Origin of the sequence: Clostridium sp. (assembly GCF_036781005.1) — a bacterium.
Classification (GTDB): Bacteria; Bacillota; Clostridia; order Clostridiales; family Clostridiaceae; genus Clostridium_B.
This window is the reverse complement of sequence record NZ_DAIQBT010000014.1, coordinates 20,233-38,438: the sequence shown is the minus strand read 5'-3', so window position 1 is coordinate 38,438 and position 18,206 is coordinate 20,233. Positions and strand designations below refer to the sequence as shown.

20 protein-coding genes are annotated in these 18,206 nt (G+C 32.0%); 19 read left to right on the top strand and 1 reads right to left on the bottom strand.

What is annotated here, in order from left to right; all coding sequences use genetic code 11:
* Positions 1-147 precede the first annotated feature (147 nt).
* The 19 genes from rsmH to V7Q02_RS07580 all read left to right on the top strand — a co-directional run bounded on the left by rsmH (position 148) and on the right by V7Q02_RS07580 (position 16,857).
* Positions 148-1,077, top strand: coding sequence for a 16S rRNA (cytosine(1402)-N(4))-methyltransferase RsmH (rsmH, locus tag V7Q02_RS07670; protein ID WP_333860419.1), 930 nt, complete (start codon positions 148-150; stop codon positions 1,075-1,077).
* Positions 1,078-1,113: 36 nt separating this feature from the next.
* Entirely contained in the window at positions 1,114-1,596 is a 483-nt protein-coding gene (locus tag V7Q02_RS07665) for a hypothetical protein (RefSeq protein WP_333860461.1), read from the top strand.
* A 6-nt stretch (positions 1,597-1,602) separates the two neighbouring features.
* Entirely contained in the window at positions 1,603-3,444 is a 1,842-nt protein-coding gene (locus tag V7Q02_RS07660; protein WP_333860418.1) for a stage V sporulation protein D, read from the top strand.
* A gap of 219 nt (positions 3,445-3,663) precedes the next feature.
* Entirely contained in the window at positions 3,664-5,121 is a 1,458-nt protein-coding gene (locus tag V7Q02_RS07655) for a UDP-N-acetylmuramoyl-L-alanyl-D-glutamate--2,6-diaminopimelate ligase (RefSeq protein ID WP_333860417.1), read from the top strand.
* Positions 5,122-5,188: 67 nt separating this feature from the next.
* Entirely contained in the window at positions 5,189-6,577 is a 1,389-nt protein-coding gene (locus V7Q02_RS07650; protein ID WP_333860416.1) for a UDP-N-acetylmuramoyl-tripeptide--D-alanyl-D-alanine ligase, read from the top strand.
* A 33-nt stretch (positions 6,578-6,610) separates the two neighbouring features.
* Positions 6,611-7,564 (top strand): phospho-N-acetylmuramoyl-pentapeptide-transferase, encoded by a 954-nt coding sequence (mraY, locus tag V7Q02_RS07645; RefSeq protein ID WP_333860415.1) that lies wholly within the window; start codon positions 6,611-6,613, stop codon positions 7,562-7,564.
* 71 nt (positions 7,565-7,635) lie between these two features.
* Positions 7,636-8,754: a stage V sporulation protein E gene (spoVE, locus tag V7Q02_RS07640; RefSeq protein WP_373844737.1), complete on the top strand. Its 1,119-nt coding sequence runs from the start codon at positions 7,636-7,638 to the stop codon at positions 8,752-8,754.
* Positions 8,755-8,931: 177 nt separating this feature from the next.
* Positions 8,932-9,702: a cell division protein FtsQ/DivIB gene (locus tag V7Q02_RS07635; protein WP_333860414.1), complete on the top strand. Its 771-nt coding sequence runs from the start codon at positions 8,932-8,934 to the stop codon at positions 9,700-9,702.
* A gap of 15 nt (positions 9,703-9,717) precedes the next feature.
* Positions 9,718-10,434, top strand: a complete 717-nt coding sequence (locus tag V7Q02_RS07630) for a DUF881 domain-containing protein (protein WP_333860413.1) — start codon at positions 9,718-9,720, stop codon at positions 10,432-10,434.
* Between the two features lie 17 nt (positions 10,435-10,451).
* Positions 10,452-10,793, top strand: coding sequence for a small basic family protein (locus tag V7Q02_RS07625; protein WP_333860412.1), 342 nt, complete (start codon positions 10,452-10,454; stop codon positions 10,791-10,793).
* Positions 10,794-10,803: 10 nt separating this feature from the next.
* Positions 10,804-11,529 (top strand): DUF881 domain-containing protein, encoded by a 726-nt coding sequence (locus tag V7Q02_RS07620; RefSeq protein WP_333860411.1) that lies wholly within the window; start codon positions 10,804-10,806, stop codon positions 11,527-11,529.
* Positions 11,530-11,665: 136 nt separating this feature from the next.
* A complete protein-coding gene (locus V7Q02_RS07615) occupies positions 11,666-12,334 on the top strand; it encodes a YggS family pyridoxal phosphate-dependent enzyme (RefSeq protein ID WP_333860410.1) in 669 nt (222 codons plus the stop codon).
* Positions 12,335-12,346: 12 nt separating this feature from the next.
* The gene (locus V7Q02_RS07610) at positions 12,347-12,799 is read left to right on the top strand and encodes a cell division protein SepF (protein WP_333860409.1); all 453 of its coding nucleotides are present in this window, start codon (positions 12,347-12,349) and stop codon (positions 12,797-12,799) included.
* A 29-nt stretch (positions 12,800-12,828) separates the two neighbouring features.
* Positions 12,829-13,107 carry a YggT family protein gene (locus tag V7Q02_RS07605; RefSeq protein ID WP_333860408.1) on the top strand — a complete coding sequence of 93 codons (279 nt, stop codon included), beginning with the start codon at positions 12,829-12,831 and terminating at the stop codon, positions 13,105-13,107.
* 28 nt (positions 13,108-13,135) lie between these two features.
* Positions 13,136-13,912: a YlmH family RNA-binding protein gene (locus V7Q02_RS07600; protein ID WP_333860407.1), complete on the top strand. Its 777-nt coding sequence runs from the start codon at positions 13,136-13,138 to the stop codon at positions 13,910-13,912.
* 15 nt (positions 13,913-13,927) lie between these two features.
* Complete coding sequence (locus V7Q02_RS07595; protein ID WP_333860406.1) at positions 13,928-14,650, top strand: DivIVA domain-containing protein; 723 nt, start codon at positions 13,928-13,930, stop codon at positions 14,648-14,650.
* Between the two features lie 125 nt (positions 14,651-14,775).
* Positions 14,776-15,468: a 5'-methylthioadenosine/adenosylhomocysteine nucleosidase gene (locus V7Q02_RS07590; RefSeq protein WP_333860405.1), complete on the top strand. Its 693-nt coding sequence runs from the start codon at positions 14,776-14,778 to the stop codon at positions 15,466-15,468.
* Between the two features lie 32 nt (positions 15,469-15,500).
* Positions 15,501-15,956: a signal peptidase II gene (gene lspA / locus V7Q02_RS07585; RefSeq protein ID WP_333860404.1), complete on the top strand. Its 456-nt coding sequence runs from the start codon at positions 15,501-15,503 to the stop codon at positions 15,954-15,956.
* On the top strand, positions 15,946-16,857 hold the full coding sequence (locus V7Q02_RS07580) for an RluA family pseudouridine synthase (RefSeq protein ID WP_333860403.1): 912 nt from the start codon (positions 15,946-15,948) through the stop codon (positions 16,855-16,857). Before lspA ends, V7Q02_RS07580 begins: the two co-directional genes overlap by 11 nt.
* Before the next feature lie 52 nt (positions 16,858-16,909).
* Here V7Q02_RS07580 and uraA read toward each other — a convergent pair whose 3' ends face one another.
* A complete protein-coding gene (gene uraA, locus V7Q02_RS07575) occupies positions 16,910-18,202 on the bottom strand; it encodes a uracil permease (protein WP_333860402.1) in 1,293 nt (430 codons plus the stop codon).
* Positions 18,203-18,206: the final 4 nt, after the last annotated feature.

The window sequence follows — 18,206 nt, the reverse complement described above, 5'->3', positions numbered from 1 at the left end:
ATATTAAAATTATAGTAAAAAAAGAGGAATTTAAATATCGGTATAGAATATTAATTTTTAGTGATTTAAATACTATTAAAAAAAGTAAAATAAGTATCATATTAACAAATCATAAGTTTAAAACATCAAAATTGGAGGATACTTTTTATGGAATTTAAACATATACCTGTGCTATTAAAAGAAACTATAGAGAGCTTAAATATCAAACAAAATGGAATTTATGTGGATTGTACATTAGGCGGAGGAGGCCATTCTCTGGAAATATTAAAGAGGTTATCTGATAAGGGGAGATTAATAGCAATTGATCAGGATATCTCTGCCATTAGTTGGGCAGGAGAGAGGTTAAAGAATTTTAAGAATGTTATCTATGTACATAATAATTTTTATAATATAAAGCAAATTTTAGAGGAATTAAAAATTGATAAAATAGATGGTGTAATTATGGATTTAGGGGTTTCTTCTTATCAGTTAGATGAAGGAGAACGGGGATTCAGCTATATGAAAAAGGCTCCTTTGGATATGAGAATGAATAGAAATAGTTCATTGTCTGCTTATGAAGTGGTAAATAGGTATAGTGAAGAAGAACTTTGTAGAATTATAAGAGATTATGGGGAAGAAAAATTTGCAAAGAGAATATCCAATTTCATAGTAAAGTCAAGGGAAAAATCACCAATAGTTACTACACTTCAATTGGTGGATATAATAAAAAAAGCTATACCCTTAAAATTTCAGAAAGAAGGTCATCCAGCAAAGAGAACTTTTCAGGCTATACGTATAGAGGTAAATGAAGAACTTGAAATACTTGACAAGGCAGTGGAGGATAGTATATTAAATTTAAATATTGGAGGAAGAATAACTGTTATAACATTTCATTCTCTAGAAGACAGAATAATAAAATCCAAGTTTAAGATGATGGAAAACCCTTGTACTTGTCCATCAGATTTTCCTGTATGTATATGTGGCAAAAAACCTATTGTAAAGATTATCAATAAAAAACCGATAGTTCCTACAGAAGAGGAAAAATCTATAAACCCAAGAAGTAAAAGCTCCAAATTAAGAGCCGCTGAGAGAATTTAGTTCTAAAGTTTAGGTGAGGTGAATAAAGTGATATTAATGAATGAAGAAGATATGGTAAATGGTAATACCGTTCTGCAGCCAGAGTATAGACCTTATATACAAACAGAAGAAAAAAAATATGAAAATAAAAATGCAGGAAAAGATAAAAAGAGACGTGTAAAAGTAAAGAAAAAGCTTAAAATTATAAGGAATATAGCGCTGGCTTTTATAATAGGTATTATCCTAGTGTATAGGTATTCTATAATATATGATATGCAGACTGAATTGAATTCTGTGGAAATAAGTATAGATAAAATTAATAGAGAAAATGAAAATTTAAAAGTGGATTTAGTAAAATATAATAATTTACAGTATATAGAAGATAATGCTGTAAGTAAACTTCATATGATAGTTCCAGACACAGGGAAGGCAGTTTATGTAAATGTAGATAAAAAAACTGTGAAAACACAAGAAGATATAGATGAAATAAAAACACAAGAAGGAATTTTAAATAAGTTGAAGCAATTAATATGGAGGTAAATAATTTTGTCTAAAATGGAATATAGGGACAGGGTAATTATTAGAAAGAGAATGATAATTGTTTTTAGCTTTCTGTTTATGGCATTTTTTTTGTTAATAATTAGAATGTGTTATGTAATGATATATAATTCACCTAAACTTAAATCTATGGCAATAGCTCAGTGGACAAGTGATGTAAAAATTGATGCTAAAAGGGGAAGAATTTTAGATAGAAATGGGAATGAACTGGCAGTTAGTGCCAACGTTTATAGAATAGATTTGGATATGAATACTTTGAGAAGTACTATGGAGGAGAAGAAGATATCAAAGGATAAAGTGGCGTCTGATCTTGCAAATGCTCTTTCTATGGAAAAAAGTGAAGTATCTAAGATATTGAATAAAACTCTTCCTGGGGGGCTTCCTATTGCTTCTGCTACTTTAAAAAGAAGAGTTGAAAAGGATGCAGCAGATAAGGTTTCTAATTTAAATCTAAATGGAGTTTTAATATCAGCAGATACTAAAAGATATTATCCAAATAGCAATTTTTTGGCTCAAGTACTGGGACATACCAATTCGGATGGAATTGGCCTTACAGGAGTGGAGCTTTATTACAATAAGGAACTTGCAGGAACCCCGGGAAGAAGAATTGCTGAATTAGATAGAAAAAGCGAAGCCCTTCCCTATACCATATCTGAATTTACAAAGCCTGTAGATGGAAAGGATATAGTGCTTACTATAGATGAGATGATTCAGCATTTTGCAGAAAAATCTGCACAGCAGGCATTAAATGACTACAAGGCTAATGCGGTTTCAATAATAGTCATGAATCCTAAAACTGGAGAAATACTTGCCATGGCCAATAAACCGGATTATGATCCAAATAATCCTTGGATAGAAAATAAAACCTATGATGAATTGCAGAAGATATGGAGAAATAGAGCAGTAAGTGATACATTTGAGCCGGGATCTATATTTAAAGTAGTAACTGCACAAACTGCTCTTGAGACAAATTCTGTGGGGGAAAATGATACTTTTTCCTGTGACGGAAGTATAACCATAGGTAACAGGACTATACACTGCTGGCAGACTTCTGGGCATGGAACACAAACTTTTCCTGATATACTTAAAAACTCCTGTAATGTAGGATTTGCTGAACTAGGAAAGAAAATAGGAAAGGAAAAGTTAAATACCTACATACAAAAATTTGGTTTTGGACAGAAAACAGGAATAGATCTGCCGGGAGAAGCTAAGGGCATAATAAAAAAGACAGAGAATATAAGTGATATAGATTTAGCTACCATTTCCTTCGGTCAGGCAAATACAGTTTCTGCAGTTCAATATTTAAGGGCCTTTAATGCAGTAGCAAATGGCGGCACTTTAATTACTCCCCATGTTATGAAGGAAATACAACATTATGATGAAAGTAAGGGAAAAGAAGTTGTGGATGAAGAATATGATGTTAAAAATAACAGCAGTAAAATATTAGATGAAAATAAAACTGCACAGCTTAGGGGGTATTTAGAGAGGGTGGTTTCAGAAGGTGGAGGTAAAAATGCATTTATAGATGGATATCACATAGCAGGAAAGACAGGAACAGCACAAAAAGCTGGAATTGGAGGGTATCAGGCGGGAAAATATGTAGCATCTTTTGCGGGAATGGCTCCTTCAAGTGATCCAAAGATAACATTATTGGTATCTATAGATGAACCGGATCCCTATAATTATTATGCTGCCCAGACAGCTGCACCTACCGCAAAACAGCTTTTTGCAGATATATTTAATTATCTTGCCATAAAGGGAGATTCAACTGCTAGTAGTACGGCACAAAGTATTGATGCAGGAATTGTTAGTACAGAAAAAGGCGATTAAAGTTATTGTTTACAGTTAGCTTCAAGAAAATTATAATAAAATAATGAAAGAATTAATACAAGGGTGATTTAAGGCATGCAATACCGTTAATATAAGTGTTGCATGCCAATACTATGTATCAATTGATTAAGAGGCTTTGGAGTAGATTGTCTGTGGGGATAATCTTCCCTTGGCTAAATGTAAAAGTAAACTCTATAATATAATTTAGGAGATGATATTTTGAATTTAAAAGATATATTAAGAGGAACAGATTATAATATTGTTAGAGGAACGGATAATCTGGATATAGGGGAAATTCAATATGATTCAAGAAAAGTGAAGGCTGGAGATGTATTTGTCTGCATTGACGGGTATGTTACTGATGGGCACAAATATATAGAAAGTGCTTATAAAAATGGGGCAGCAGCAATTGTATTAAGTAAGAAGGTGGAGTTTATTCCTGACTGTACTATAGTAGAAATGAAAGATACAAGAAAAGCACTGGCCCTTATGTCATCAAATTATTATAATAATCCTGCTAGAAATATGAAAATAATAGGTATAACCGGCACTAATGGTAAAACTACCTCCACATTTATGGTAAAATCTATACTGGAGACTGCGGGATATAAAGTAGGGCTGATAGGTACCATATCAAACTATATAGGAAATAAAAAGGTACCTTCCCATAGAACTACACCAGAATCTTTAGAACTCCAGAAGTTATTTAAGGAAATGGCAGATGAGGGTGTGGATTATTGTGTTATGGAAGTTTCTTCCCATTCTTTGTACTTGGATAGAGTATATGGAGTAGAATTTTGTCAGGCCTTATTTACAAACTTAACCAGAGATCATCTGGATTTTCACAAGACTTTTGAAGAATATTATAAAGCTAAAATTATTTTGTTTAAGAATACCGTTAGTTCTGTGATAAATATAGATGATAAATATGGAGAAAGAGTATATGAAGATTCAAGGGGCAAAAAATTCACCTATGCCATAGATAAAAAGGCAGATTTAATGGCAGATAATTTAAAAATTCATTCCAGAGGAGTAGATTTTAATATATCATATGAAGGGAATACAAGGCATATAAATTTAAATATACCAGGAAAATATAATGTAATGAATGCCCTGGGAAGTGCAGGGGTTTGTCTGGCTGAGGGATTAGATTTAGATACTGTAAAAAGAGGATTGGAAGAAATGGATTCTGTACCTGGAAGGTGTGAAATAGTTACAAAATCATATAACTTAGGATATGAAGTGGTAGTGGACTATGCCCATACCCCGGATGGACTTGAGAATATATTAAAATGTGCCAGAGAATTTACTAAAAGAAAACTTATTTCTGTATTTGGATGTGGAGGAGACCGGGATAGTACCAAAAGACCTATAATGGGAAATATAGGCACAGATCTTTCGGATTTTGCAATAGTGACTTCTGATAATCCCAGGGGAGAAGAGCCTATGGCCATAATAAAAGATATATTGACAGGCATTAAAAAGAGTAATTATACTGTAATTGAAAATAGAAGGGAAGCTATAAAAAAGGCTATGGAGATAGCCCAAAAGGGAGATGTAGTAGTTATAGCAGGAAAAGGTCATGAGGATTACCAGATTTTAAAGGATAAAACCATACATTTTGATGAAAGAGAAGTAGTAGGAGAAATCATAAAAGAATTTACAGACAATGATTAACAGTGCACAGTTCACAATTGTGAATTATGAATCGTGCATTGTAAATTGAAAAAGGGGTGTTGTTTTTTTGGAGCATATGAGTTTTCATGATATGGTCAGAGCTGTATCGGGAAAAGTAATATTAAAAGGAAAATATGAAGGCTATAAAAATATAAGTACAGATAGCAGAAAATTACAACCAGGGGATATATTTATTGCCTTAAAAGGAGAAAAATTTAATGGGAATGAGTATATAGAAAGTGCAAGCAAAAAAAGAGCCTCTATTTGTATTGTAGATGAGGTTAAATTTCAAAGTGAAGAAATAAGTGAATGTACCACTATAATCAAGGTTGAAAATGGCAGTAGGGCATTACTTCAGTTAGCAGAATTTTATAGAAGCAAACTTAATGTGAAAATAATAGCTGTTACAGGTTCAGTGGGAAAAACTACTACCAAGGATATAATTGCAGCTGCACTTGGGGTTAAATTTAAAGTATTTAAAACGGAAGGAAATTTTAATAATCAGATAGGATTGCCTCATATGTTATTTAAATTAGATAATAGTTATGAGGTAGCAGTACTTGAAATGGGAATGAACCAGAGAGGTGAAATACATAATATGGCTAAGGCTGCAAGGCCTGATATAGCTATAATAACTAATGTTTTAAGAGCACATATAGGAAATTTGGGCAGTAGAAAAAATATATTAGATGCAAAACTTGAAATAACAGATTTTTTTTCCAAGGAAAATACATTAATTATAAATTCAGATAATGATCTATTAAATACTTTAGGGAAAAAAAATTTTACTTTAAATAGAGTGGGATTGGAAGGAAATGCAGATTTTTCAGCTTATGATGTGGCAGTAAAGGAGGATTGTATCGAATTCAAGGTATATGAAAGTGATGTTAAAACAGGAGAAAAATTTTTAATAAATATGCCGGGAAAATATAATATAGTAAATTCTCTTCTTGCCATTTCTTGTGGAAGACTTTTAAATATGAGTTATGAGGAAATAAGAAAAGGTATTGAAAATATAAAGCTTACTTCTATGAGAATGGAAATAATTCGGAGAGAAAAGTTTACTATAATAAATGATTGTTATAATGCAAATCCAGAGTCTATGAAAGCGGCTATAGATGTTTTGAAGGGATTTGAATCAAACAGAAAAATAGCTGTACTTGGTACTATGGGAGAATTGGGAGAAGAAGCCTATAAGATGCACGAAGAAGTTGGAATGTATGCAGGAGAAAAGGACATAGACTTTTTAATAGTCCTTGGGGAATATAAAGAGGATTTTGAAAGAGGTTTTAAGTCAACCAATAAAAGAGGAAAGTTTAAGAGTTTTGATGAATATAAAGATTTAAAGGACTTTATTTTGGAATATATAGAAAAAGGAGATACTATACTTGTAAAGGCTTCTAGATTTATGAAATTGGAAACTATGACAGAGGAACTAAAGAAAAGCAGTTATTAGGAGGTGAAAACCCTTTTTATTTAGGGTATTTATATGTATAAACTTATCTATGCTGTATTAATAGCATTTTTTATAGCTATGTTAGAAGGACCTATTTTAATTCCACTTCTACATAAGTTTAAATTTGGACAGAGTATAAGGGAAGATGGACCTAAAACTCATTTGAAAAAAGCAGGTACTCCCACTATGGGAGGAATAATATTTATACTGGCAACTTTTATAACCATGGCAGTAATAGTAAGAAAACCCTCTGATGAAGCCATGATAGCATTATATGCTTTTATAGGATTTGGAATAATTGGAGCTATTGATGATACTTTGAAAATAGTAAGAAAAAAAAATTTAGGACTTAGAGCCTATCAAAAAATGATATTATTATTAGTCATATCTGGAATATTTGCTTATTATTCTGCCAATAATCCATATATAGGAACTTCTATAATAATTCCATTTAAAAAAGATACCTGGGATTTGGGGGTATTTTATATTCCTTTTATAATAGTATACTTTGCAGCTACTACAAATGCAGTGAATTTAACAGACGGACTTGATGGATTGGCTACATCTGTTACACTACTTGTAATGACTTTTCTGGCTTTGGTAAGCTTTGCTATGGGGCATATTACTTTAGCTATCTTTTGTGCAGTTTTAGCTGGTGCACTTTTAGGATTTTTAAAGTACAATGCTTTCCCCGCACAGATATTCATGGGAGATACAGGTTCACTGGCACTTGGAGGTGCTGTAGGTGCGGTGGCTATGATATTAAAGCTTCCATTATTGGTTGTGATAATTGGAGGAATATATGTATTGGAGACATTATCTGTTATACTTCAGGTATTTTCCTTTAAACTTACAGGAAAAAGGATATTTAAAATGTCTCCCATACATCATCATTTCGAACTTTCAGGCTGGCATGAAACCAAGGTAGTCTCTGTATTTTGTATAGTTACAGTGATACTATGTCTTGTAGGATTTTTGTCCTTATAAATTTAAAATAAAATTTAGGAGTTTTACATATTTCTGTGGGCCTTGTAAAGTAATAATCTAGGAGGATTTTTATGAAAATTGATAAATCAAATGCTAAGATGAGTTCTATAGACTTTCCATTATTTACAGCTATAATGTTATTGACAGCTATTGGAGTGGTAATGGTTTATAGTGCAAGTTCTTACAAGGCATTTTTTGACAAAACCACACAAGACAGTATGTATTTTTTAAAAAAACAAGGGTTGTGGGCAATAATAGGAACATTTTGCATGTTTTTTACAATCAAGATTAACTATAGAAGAATAAAAAAATATACAAAGGTGCTTATGTTGATATCTGTGGTATTTTTGCTTGTGGTATTTGCTTTTGAATCTACTAATGGTGCTCAAAGATGGATAAGGGTGGGAACTGTTGGATTTCAGCCTTCAGAATTAGCTAAATATATTGTGGTGTTATATATGGCAAGGAGTATAGAGGTTAAAGGTGGAAGAAAAATAGAAACACTGCTCTATGGGGTGATTCCATATCTTTTAGTATCAGGATTTTATGCAGGACTTGTATTTGCAGAGAAAAATCTCAGTATAGCAGCTGTAATAATGATAGTTACTCTTATAATCTTATATATTGCTGGGGCAAAGATTGTCCATATGATGGGAGTTATAGGCTTGGTAGCATTTGCAGGAGTAGCTGGTATAATATTTGAACCTTATAGAATGGCCAGGTTTACAAGCTTTTTGAATCCCTGGGCGGATCCTAGAGGTAGTGGATATCAATTAATACAATCTCTGCTGGCATTAGGCTCTGGAGGAATATGGGGCATGGGTCTTGGAAAATCAAGGCAAAAATGTTATTACATACCTGAACCTCATACTGATTTTATATTTTCTATAATCGGGGAAGAACTTGGCCTCATAGGATGTACTCTTGTGGTAGCATTATTCGTTATACTTGTCTGGAGAGGTATTGTTATTGCAATAAAAGCTAAAGATACCTATGGCACCCTGGTAGCCACTGGAATAACTTCAGTTATAGCAGTGCAGGCTATAATAAATATAGCAGTTGTAACAGGAGCTATGCCTGTAACAGGAGTGCCACTGCCTTTTATAAGTTATGGAGGTTCTTCACTTGTAATAAATATGATAGCTATGGGAATACTTTTAAATATATCAAGACAAAGTAAATATGGTTAAAGTTATAGCATTACAAAATTTGTAATGCTATAATTTATATAATTAATATTTTGGTAATAAAAAATATATAAAAATTTAATGGATATTTTTAATGAAATTAATTTTATTAAATGTTAATATGTATATGTATTTTAAGTTTATTATTTCATTTGTAATATTAAGGTGAGTTGATGTAATATGGGCAGGTTTTTAAAAAAAACGGATAATCAATTGATTTTGAAAAGAAGAAGAAAAAAGAGGATAAAAAAGACATGCATAGGTATGATTTTTCTCATAGCAGTATTTCTTATACTATGTTTAAAGCTGCCATATTTTAATATACATCATATTAAAGTATATGGTAATAAAAGTATTTCCAGTAATGAAATTATTCGTAACTCCAAAATGTACACAGGGAACAATATATTTTATATTAATTTAAGGGATATGGAAGACAATATATTGACCAACCCTTATATAAAGGAAGCCACAATAACCAGGGTTCTTCCTGATACTATAAATATAAACGTCAAAGAAAGGTCTTCTATATTTTATTGCAAAAAAAGCAGTACATATTTTGTTATAGACAAAACAGGTATTTTACTTGAGAAAAGAGATAATATAAATAATATGCAATTAGTAAAATTGGAAGGTATAAATTATAGTGAAAAGGATATAGGTAAAACCACAGAAAACAAGGATGACAGAAAAATTAAGGCCATAACTGCTTTTGGAAATATGGTAGAAAATAATAATTTATCCTTTAGGGTAACTGATTTGGATGTAAGTAATCCCATAGATATAAAAGCCTATTTTAACAATGTATGTGTAAAATTGGGAACTGTGGATGATATGGATAAAAAGATAAATAGAGCGGTGAATGTACTATTAGATGCAAATTTAGTTAGTGCTAAAGGATACATAGATGTAAGATTTAATAGTAATCCTGTATTTTTTATTGAAAATTAGGAGGAAAGAGATAAAATGCGTAAGTTAACCTCTCAAATCAGCATGGCTTTAGTATGCGGTATACTTGGATTTATGCTTGCTTACCAGTTTAAAGTGCTTATGAAACAAGAAAATACCTTTAATTTAAGTAGAGAAAATGGTACAGATATTACGGTAGAAATAGAACAGTATAAAAAAGAAAAAAGTGCATTGGAAACAAAAGTAAGTGAACTTCAAGATAAAATAAAGAATTATGAAAATGATATGGCAAGTAAAAGTGACTCTACAAAAAGTCTTCTAAAAAATTTGGAAGATAGTAGAATGCTCACAGGAGAAGTAGATGTAACAGGACCGGGGATAATAATATATTTAACTCCAGATAGTAAGCTATTTACCAATAATAATATTGGTAATCACGTAACTGATAAGGACCTAGCTTATCTGGTAAATGAACTTAGGTTTGCAGGGGCAGAGGCTATATCCATAAATGATATAAGAATTGTTCTGAGGACAGGCATAAGAACTGCAGGAAATTATATACTTATAAATGATGAAAAAATATCGCCTTCAAGTAGAATAGTAATAAAGGCTATAGGAGATAAAAAGTTACTTTACAGTGCCATGGGATTTCCAGAAGTTTTTACGGATCTTAAAACCATATGTGAAGTTAAATTTGAAAAGTCAGACAGCATAAACATAGAAAAATATAGTGGTACGTATAAATTTAATTATGCAAAACCGGTAAAAGAATAGTAGGATGTGGTGAAAAGATGATAGGTTTTGTTGGTCTTATACTGGGAATAATTATAGGAATAGTCTGGAATGTTAATATTCCGGATAAATTTTCCCCTTACATGTCTGTGGCAATTTTAGCTTGTCTGGATTCTGTGTTTGGAGCCATAAGAGCTAATCTGTCTAAGAATTTTCGATTGGATATTTTTATATCTGGCTTTTTTGGAAATGCTGTGCTGGCAGCAGCCCTTGCTTATTTGGGAGATAAGCTTGGAGTACCTATATACTTAGCGGCAGTGATAGTTTTTGGTGGAAGGATATTTGATAATTTTGCCATTATACGAAGGCTGTTGATAGAAAAGACCAAATTGCGTCAATGAGGTGAAGTAAATGAAGGCCACCGAAGCCAATATTTTTGTTTTTATAGCTTCTGTAATTATAGGCATACTTATATCTATGAATATAAGTATTTACAAGGGAAATGTTAAAAAAACGGTATTTTTAAGTGCAAAACAATACCAGGATGCATATAGTTATAAAAATCAACTTTATAGTGAAATATTGTCCTTAACAGGGGAGTACAATGACAGTTATAATAAATTAAAAAAGTATATGGATAATGAGGAGAATGAAGCCCAGGTTATAGGTGCCATAAATGAGGAGATAGACAGGGCTGATATATTGCTTGGGAAGGTAGCTGTAAAAGGCCAGGGAATAAGTATATATTTAGATGATGCCACTATGGAAGATGGATTGGATGTATTTGAGTATCAGATGAGAATTGTTCACAATACTGATATAATACAGGTAATAAACGATTTGAAAAATGCAGATGCAGAAGCAATTTCTATAAATGGACATAGAATAGTAGATAATTCTGAAGTGTATTGCAGCGGACCTTTTTTGAGAGTGAATGGAATTAAGATTGCTGCTCCTTTTTTAATTGATGCTATAGGTAATAAAGATATACTTTATAATTATATGATATCAAATGAAAATTATTTAAAAACCATGATGATTAGAAAGATAAAAGTTAATGTAGAAAAGTCTGACAATATACAGATACCTGCTTATAATGGAGAATATAAGGTACATTTTATGCAGAGAAAAAATTAGAGCTAATATTATTATAAATTAATAAAAAAATATAATTTTTGAAGGAATTTTAATATCTGTGAAGAATAAATAATCTATAAAGTATTTTTTATAGTATTCATTAAAGGTTGCTTAAAGGTATAAGGAGACGGTATTATTGTCAATTAAAGAAAATTTAAATAAGATTGAAGAGGATTTAAGGAAAAGTAATGTTACTTTAGTAGCAGTGTCAAAGACAAAATCTATTAAAGATATACAAAAAGTCTACGACTTAGGTATTAGAGATTTTGGAGAGAATAAAGTTCAGGAATTTATAAGTAAAGAACCTAGTCTACCTGAAGATATAAGATGGCATTTTATAGGACATCTTCAAAGAAATAAAGTAAAATATATAGTGGGGAAGGTAGAGCTTATTCATTCTCTAGATAGTGTAAGGCTCCTTCAGGAGTTGGAAAAACAATATAAGGCTAAAGAATTAACTGCAAAGGTACTTATCCAAATAAATATAGGGCGTGAAGAAAATAAGACAGGCATATATTTAGAAGATTTGGAAGGGCTAATAGAGTCCTGTGAACTATGTACCAATGTTAAAGTTAGGGGACTTATGTGTGTAATTCCTATAGGAGATGAAAAGAGCTGTAGGAGTTATTTTCAAAAAATGAGACATATTTTTGAAAATTTAAAAAATAAGAAATTTAAAAATATCAGCATGGATATATTATCTATGGGCATGACTCATGATTATGCTTTGGCTATTGAGGAAGGGGCTACTCTGGTAAGAATCGGGGAAGGTATATTTGGAAAGAGAAATTATAATAATAAATAGGAGGTATTTTTTATGGCTGGTAAGATGATAAATAAAATGATGGGGTTTTTGGGCTTAGAAGATGATTTGGAAGAAGATATAGAAGAAGTTGAAGAGGAAAAGAATTTAAAAAATGATTTTACAGATGTAGAAACTGTCATGAATTCCAAAAGACAAAATAAAGTTGTAAGCATACATACCACAATATCGGCAAAGGTTAGGATAGTTAAGCCGACTACCTATGAGGAAGCAGCAGATATATGTGATGAACTTAAAAATAGAAAGATTATAGTTATAAATACTACCGGGTTAGAGACAAGGATAGCCCAAAGATTGCTGGATTTCATGGGAGGAGCAAGTTATGCCTTGGGGGGAGACTTGGAGGAAATAGAAAAGGGAGTATATATACTTTCACCATCTAGCGTAGAGGTCAGCAGTGATTTAAAAAATGAATTATCTGCAAAAAAAATATTTGGCTGGAAATAATAGTATAAATAAAACAATTGGAGGCAAAAATGATAAGCAGTACTTTAGCCGTTGCAATATCTCTTTTATTTAGATTTCTTGAAGCTGCTATTATATTAGATGTAATTTTATCATGGATTATGCCAGGAAGAGGCAATGCTTTTGTAGAACTTTTACATGTTTTTACAGAGCCTCTTATGAGACCGGGAAGAATGCTTCAGGAAAGAATTATGCCCGGACTTATGATAGATTTCTCGCCTATAATAGCTTTTTTTATAATAGATATAGTGAGGGGAATTGTATTTACAATAATTAGAATATTTATGTGACCACTTATAGAAGTTTTTAAGGAGAATTATGGACAAAAATACTTTTTTAAGTAAATTTCACTTTTATAGTGAAAATGAAATACTATCTATATATAATAAAATAATTTTGGCAGATAAAACTCACAAAGACATATTTACATCAGAATTTTATCCTCCAAATTTTTGGAAGATATTAGAGGATTTTAAAGGGCAAGTTAAAATAAATATATATAGTTATGGTATATTTGAAAATGCAGAGAGAAAGATCTTGGCGTTTTCACAGAGTAAGGTATCAGATTACCCTGTGAGGCTTATGAGGATAAAATGCAGCTCCAAGTTTGTCAGCCTTCAGCATAAAGATTATTTAGGGGCACTTATGGCACTTGGAATTAAAAGAGGAAAATTTGGAGATTTAATAGTAAAAGAGAATAATGAATGTTATGTAGCTGTTCATGAAGATGTAAGTGATTACGTGTATATGAATTTAAGCAGTATAGGAAAATGTGAATGTAATTTAACTTTTTTGGATACTAATATAACTGGAGTTCCCGACTATGATTTCAAAACTTTTGATATAAATATTTCATCCTTTAGAATTGATTGTTTATTGAGTTCCATCTGCAGAATATCTAGAAGTAAATCGGAAGAACTTATAAGACAGGGCAAGGTACTTTTAGATTATCTGCCTGTAACTAAAAAGGACAAAGTTATAAATGATTCTGGGTGTGTTGTAACTGTAAGAGGATATGGAAAGTTTAAAGTTGTGGAAAAATTAGGTTATACTAAAAGAGGAGGGTGCAAACTTCACATAAAAAAATTTAATTGATTTGAGGTGCTTAGTATGTTGATAACTGCCGGAGAAATAACAAATAAGGAATTTAAGAAAGGTCTTAGAGGATATAACATAGATGAGGTAGATGAATTTTTGGATAAAATAGCAGAATCTTATGAAGCCATATGTAAAGAAAATTCTACTTTGAAAGAGAAACTTCAACTTATGGAAGACAAGGTGAACCATTATAATAAAATGGAAAATACCATAAAAGGAACTTTGCTGCTAGCCCAAAATACTTCTGAACAGGTTAAGGAAAATGCGAAAAAAGAAAGTGAGTGCATATTAAAAAATGCCAATGATACTGCTCAGAAGATAATAGATAAGGCTCATAGTGATGTAATTCAGATTAATGATGAATTTGAGAGAGTAAAGCAGGAATTTAGTAAATTTAGAACAAAGTTTAGAAGTTTTGTGAAAACTCAATTGGAAATGTTTGATGATATGGAAAAGGATTTTGTGAAAAATTATAATATAGGTTATGAGGTAGACGAAATTCATGAAGATAATACCCAGGCAAAAAGTATAGAAAATGTAGAACCCAAGGGAATTGAATTTTATCCATCCTTGGTAGAGAGCAATTTAAATAAAGAAGAGTACATAGATCCTGTGGATAAAGATGATGTATATGTAGATAAGTATGATACAAAGGAAATAGGCAATATTAAAGATGAAATTTTTACAGAGGAAGATGAATTGGAAGAAATTAAAAATTTTTTTGTAAGAGGATAAAAAAGGCCACTCTGAAATTAGAGTGACTTTTTTATTTTGAAGGCTCACATATGTGTAAAAGTTGACAATTTAGAGTAAGTTATATATGCTATTTAATAAGATTGAAAGAGGTAGGTGTATTTATTATGGTTATTGGAATTATTGGAGCTATGGATGAAGAACTAGATGCAATATTATCTGAATTAAAAGTCAAAAAAACTGAAGTTAAAGCTAACATGAAGTTTAATGCAGGGAAACTGTATGGTAAGGATATAATAGTGGTAAGAAGCGGTATAGGAAAGGTAAATGCAGCAATATGTACCCAGATACTTATAGATGATTTTAAAGTGGATATAATAATAAATGTGGGTATTGCAGGAGGAGTTGCAGAGAATGTATACCCTGGGGACATAGTTATAGCAAATAATTTGGTACAGCACGATGTCAATGCTGTAGCCTTTGGATATGAAATAGGACAAATTCCAAGACTAGATGTATATGATTTTAAATGTGATGAAAAGCTCGTAGAAAAAGTTAAGAAGGTTTGTTCTAAGATGGAAAATACAAATAGTTTTGTAGGAAGGATAGTTACAGGAGATGAATTTGTTTCAAGTGCAGAAAGGGTAAAGTATTTATATAAGGAATTCAATGCCCTTGCTTGTGAAATGGAGGGTGGAAGTATTGCCCAAGTAGCTTATTTGAATAATATACCCTTTGTTATAATAAGATCCATATCAGACAATGCAAATAATGGAGCCAGTATAGAATATGAAGAATTTGCACTTATTGCCATAAAAAATTCTACAGAAATATTAAAGAATATGATTAAAAGTTTATAATATATGGAGAATACCAGGATTGGAGGTAGTTTGTGGAGATAGTTATAATACTACTGGGGATTGCAGTGGATAGATTTACCAAGTTATGGGTTGTGGAAAGTTTACTTGAAAACTCCAACATAGATATATTAGGCAATTTTCTGTCATTTCTTTACATAAAGAATAGAGGAGCTGCTTTTGGGATTTTACAAAATAAACTATATTTTCTCGCTGCAATAACAATAGTTGTAGTCATAGGTATAATATATTATATTTTTAAATTCAAGCCTCAATGGGGAATGGTTAGGATAAGTTTGTCACTTATAATAAGTGGTGCACTGGGCAATCTGGTAGATAGGATAGTGTATGGATATGTGGTTGATTTTATAGCACTGCATCTCGGAGACATTTACTATTTTCCCATATTTAATATAGCGGATATTTTAGTGGTAACAGGTACTATGTTATTGACATTTTATTTGTTGAAAGAAGGGAAAAATGAAAGTTAGAAATTTTTTAGTAATTCAGGGAGAAGAAAATTCAAGATTGGATTTATTTATTTGCAAGCACATACAGGATAAATCCAGATCTTATATTCAAAATTTGATAGAAGATAATTTTGTGGAGGTAAACCACAAGATAAAAAAATCCAATTATAAAACTAAATTAGGAGATAATATTAAGGTTTCCTTGCCAGATGCTGTAGAGCTTAATATAAAAGGGGAAGATATAAGTCTTCATATATTGTATGAGGATACTGATGTAATTGTGGTAAATAAGCCCCAGGGAATGATAGTCCATCCGGCTTCGGGAGTATACACAGGTACTTTGGTAAATGCACTTTTAAATCACTGCAGAGAAGATTTGTCAGGTATAAATGGAGTTGCAAGGCCAGGTATAGTACATAGAATAGACAAGGATACCTCTGGAATACTTGTTGTTGCAAAGAATGACATGGCTCACAATAAATTGTCGGAACAGTTAAAGGATCATTCTATGACCAGAGAATATATAGCTTTAGTTGAAGGAATTATAAAAGAGGAAAAGGGAAGTGTGGATAAGTCCCTTGGAAGACATAAAAAGGATAAGATAAAAATGGCAGTGGTAGAAGGGGGAAAAAGAGCTGTGACCCATTATGAAGTAATTAGACGATTTAAAGAACACACTTTGGTTAAATGTGTACTTGAAACGGGAAGAACGCACCAGATAAGAGTACATATGTGTTATTTAGGACATCCTGTTGTAGGAGATCTGGTATATGGATATAAAAGACAGAAGTTTAATTTAAAAGGTCAGCTTCTTCATGCCCAAAAACTAGGCTTTATACATCCAGGTACGGGTAAGTATATGGAGTTCCAGACAGAAGTACCGGAGTATTTCAAAAGAATAATAAATATTTTAACTAAATAAAACAAGAGATGAAGTGTGGCATATTAAGCTGGCCACACTTCGTTTTTTATTTTTAGTTTGAATTTTTTAATTCGGCAGCACTATGCTGTGGCAATATTAAATTTAATATTATTCCTATAATAGTTGAAAGTGCAACTCCGGATATTTGGACGGGAGAACCTCCCAGGTTAAAATTCAAGGAAGCTCCTCCTATGCCTATTACTATTATTACAGAGGCTAGTATAAGATTTCTATTTTTACTAAAGTCTATCTTATCTTCTACAAATATTCTAAAACCAGAAGAGGCTATTATTCCAAAGAGTAATATGCTTACTCCACCTATTACAGGCATAGGCATATTCTCAATAAGAGTGGCTACAGGCCCTATAAAAGATAAAACTACAGCTATTATTGCAGCACCTCCTATAACCCATACACTATACACTTTAGTTATGGCCATAACACCTATGTTTTCCCCATAAGTTGTGTTTGGAGGTCCTCCTGTAAAGCCTGCGAACATTGTGGCTACACCATCTCCAAGTATGGATCTGTGAAGACCTGGTTCTTTTGTAAAGTCTCTTCCAACTACATTGTTTGTTACATATACATGACCTATATGTTCTGCCAGAGTAACAAATGCAATAGGAGCCATAAGCAGCATGGCGTTTATATTAAACTTTGGAAACATAAATGCGGGTACTTTAAAGAAACTGGTAGATAATATAGAATCTATAGCTTGTTTAGGTATAATACCCAGAATCAGTGATAGTATATAGCCTACTATCATAGCTACCAATATAGGTATTACAGCAAGAAAACCTCTAAAATACATACTTCCAAGTACTCCTACAGCTAGTGTGACTACTGAGACAGTTATCCAGGCCCATCTTGGAACATTTTGCATCTGATCGTTTATAAAAGAAGGATTAAGACCAGCCCAATTTATAGCGGTACCTGCAAGGCCTAATCCTATAACTATAACTATGGAACCCACAACTACAGGAGGAAGAGCTCTATTTAACCATTCTATTCCGCAAAATTTTATTATAATTGCTACAGTCACATAAACCAACCCGGAGGCTATTACACCGGAAAGCATGGCTTCTGGACCATAATTTTTTGAAGCTATGAGTATGGGAGTTATAAAAGCAAAGGAAGATCCTATATATGCGGGAAGCTTGGCCTTGGTACAGAGTATATACAAAAGAGTTCCTACACCACTGCAGAATAAAGCAATGGATGGACTCATACCGGTAAGTATTGGTACGAGTATAGTAGCACCTACCATGGCAAACAAATGTTGAAAACTCAGTGGCAGGGTAATTTTTAAGGGCAGTTTTTCTTCTACGTCTACATAATTTTTCATTTAT

What these genes read in the sequence shown, in the direction of transcription:
- rsmH (WP_333860419.1), top strand. Translation starts at nt 148, where the DNA reads ATGGAATTTAAACATATACCTGTGCTATTAAAAGAAACTATAGAGAGC.
- V7Q02_RS07665 (WP_333860461.1), top strand. Translation starts at nt 1,114, where the DNA reads ATGAATGAAGAAGATATGGTAAATGGTAATACCGTTCTGCAGCCAGAG.
- mraY (WP_333860415.1), top strand. Translation starts at nt 6,611, where the DNA reads ATGTATAAACTTATCTATGCTGTATTAATAGCATTTTTTATAGCTATG.
- spoVE (WP_373844737.1), top strand. Translation starts at nt 7,636, where the DNA reads ATGAAAATTGATAAATCAAATGCTAAGATGAGTTCTATAGACTTTCCA.
- V7Q02_RS07635 (WP_333860414.1), top strand. Translation starts at nt 8,932, where the DNA reads ATGGGCAGGTTTTTAAAAAAAACGGATAATCAATTGATTTTGAAAAGA.
- V7Q02_RS07630 (WP_333860413.1), top strand. Translation starts at nt 9,718, where the DNA reads ATGCGTAAGTTAACCTCTCAAATCAGCATGGCTTTAGTATGCGGTATA.
- V7Q02_RS07625 (WP_333860412.1), top strand. Translation starts at nt 10,452, where the DNA reads ATGATAGGTTTTGTTGGTCTTATACTGGGAATAATTATAGGAATAGTC.
- V7Q02_RS07620 (WP_333860411.1), top strand. Translation starts at nt 10,804, where the DNA reads ATGAAGGCCACCGAAGCCAATATTTTTGTTTTTATAGCTTCTGTAATT.
- V7Q02_RS07610 (WP_333860409.1), top strand. Translation starts at nt 12,347, where the DNA reads ATGGCTGGTAAGATGATAAATAAAATGATGGGGTTTTTGGGCTTAGAA.
- V7Q02_RS07605 (WP_333860408.1), top strand. Translation starts at nt 12,829, where the DNA reads ATGATAAGCAGTACTTTAGCCGTTGCAATATCTCTTTTATTTAGATTT.
- V7Q02_RS07600 (WP_333860407.1), top strand. Translation starts at nt 13,136, where the DNA reads ATGGACAAAAATACTTTTTTAAGTAAATTTCACTTTTATAGTGAAAAT.
- V7Q02_RS07595 (WP_333860406.1), top strand. Translation starts at nt 13,928, where the DNA reads ATGTTGATAACTGCCGGAGAAATAACAAATAAGGAATTTAAGAAAGGT.
- V7Q02_RS07590 (WP_333860405.1), top strand. Translation starts at nt 14,776, where the DNA reads ATGGTTATTGGAATTATTGGAGCTATGGATGAAGAACTAGATGCAATA.
- V7Q02_RS07580 (WP_333860403.1), top strand. Translation starts at nt 15,946, where the DNA reads ATGAAAGTTAGAAATTTTTTAGTAATTCAGGGAGAAGAAAATTCAAGA.
- uraA (WP_333860402.1), bottom strand. Translation starts at nt 18,202, where the DNA reads ATGAAAAATTATGTAGACGTAGAAGAAAAACTGCCCTTAAAAATTACC.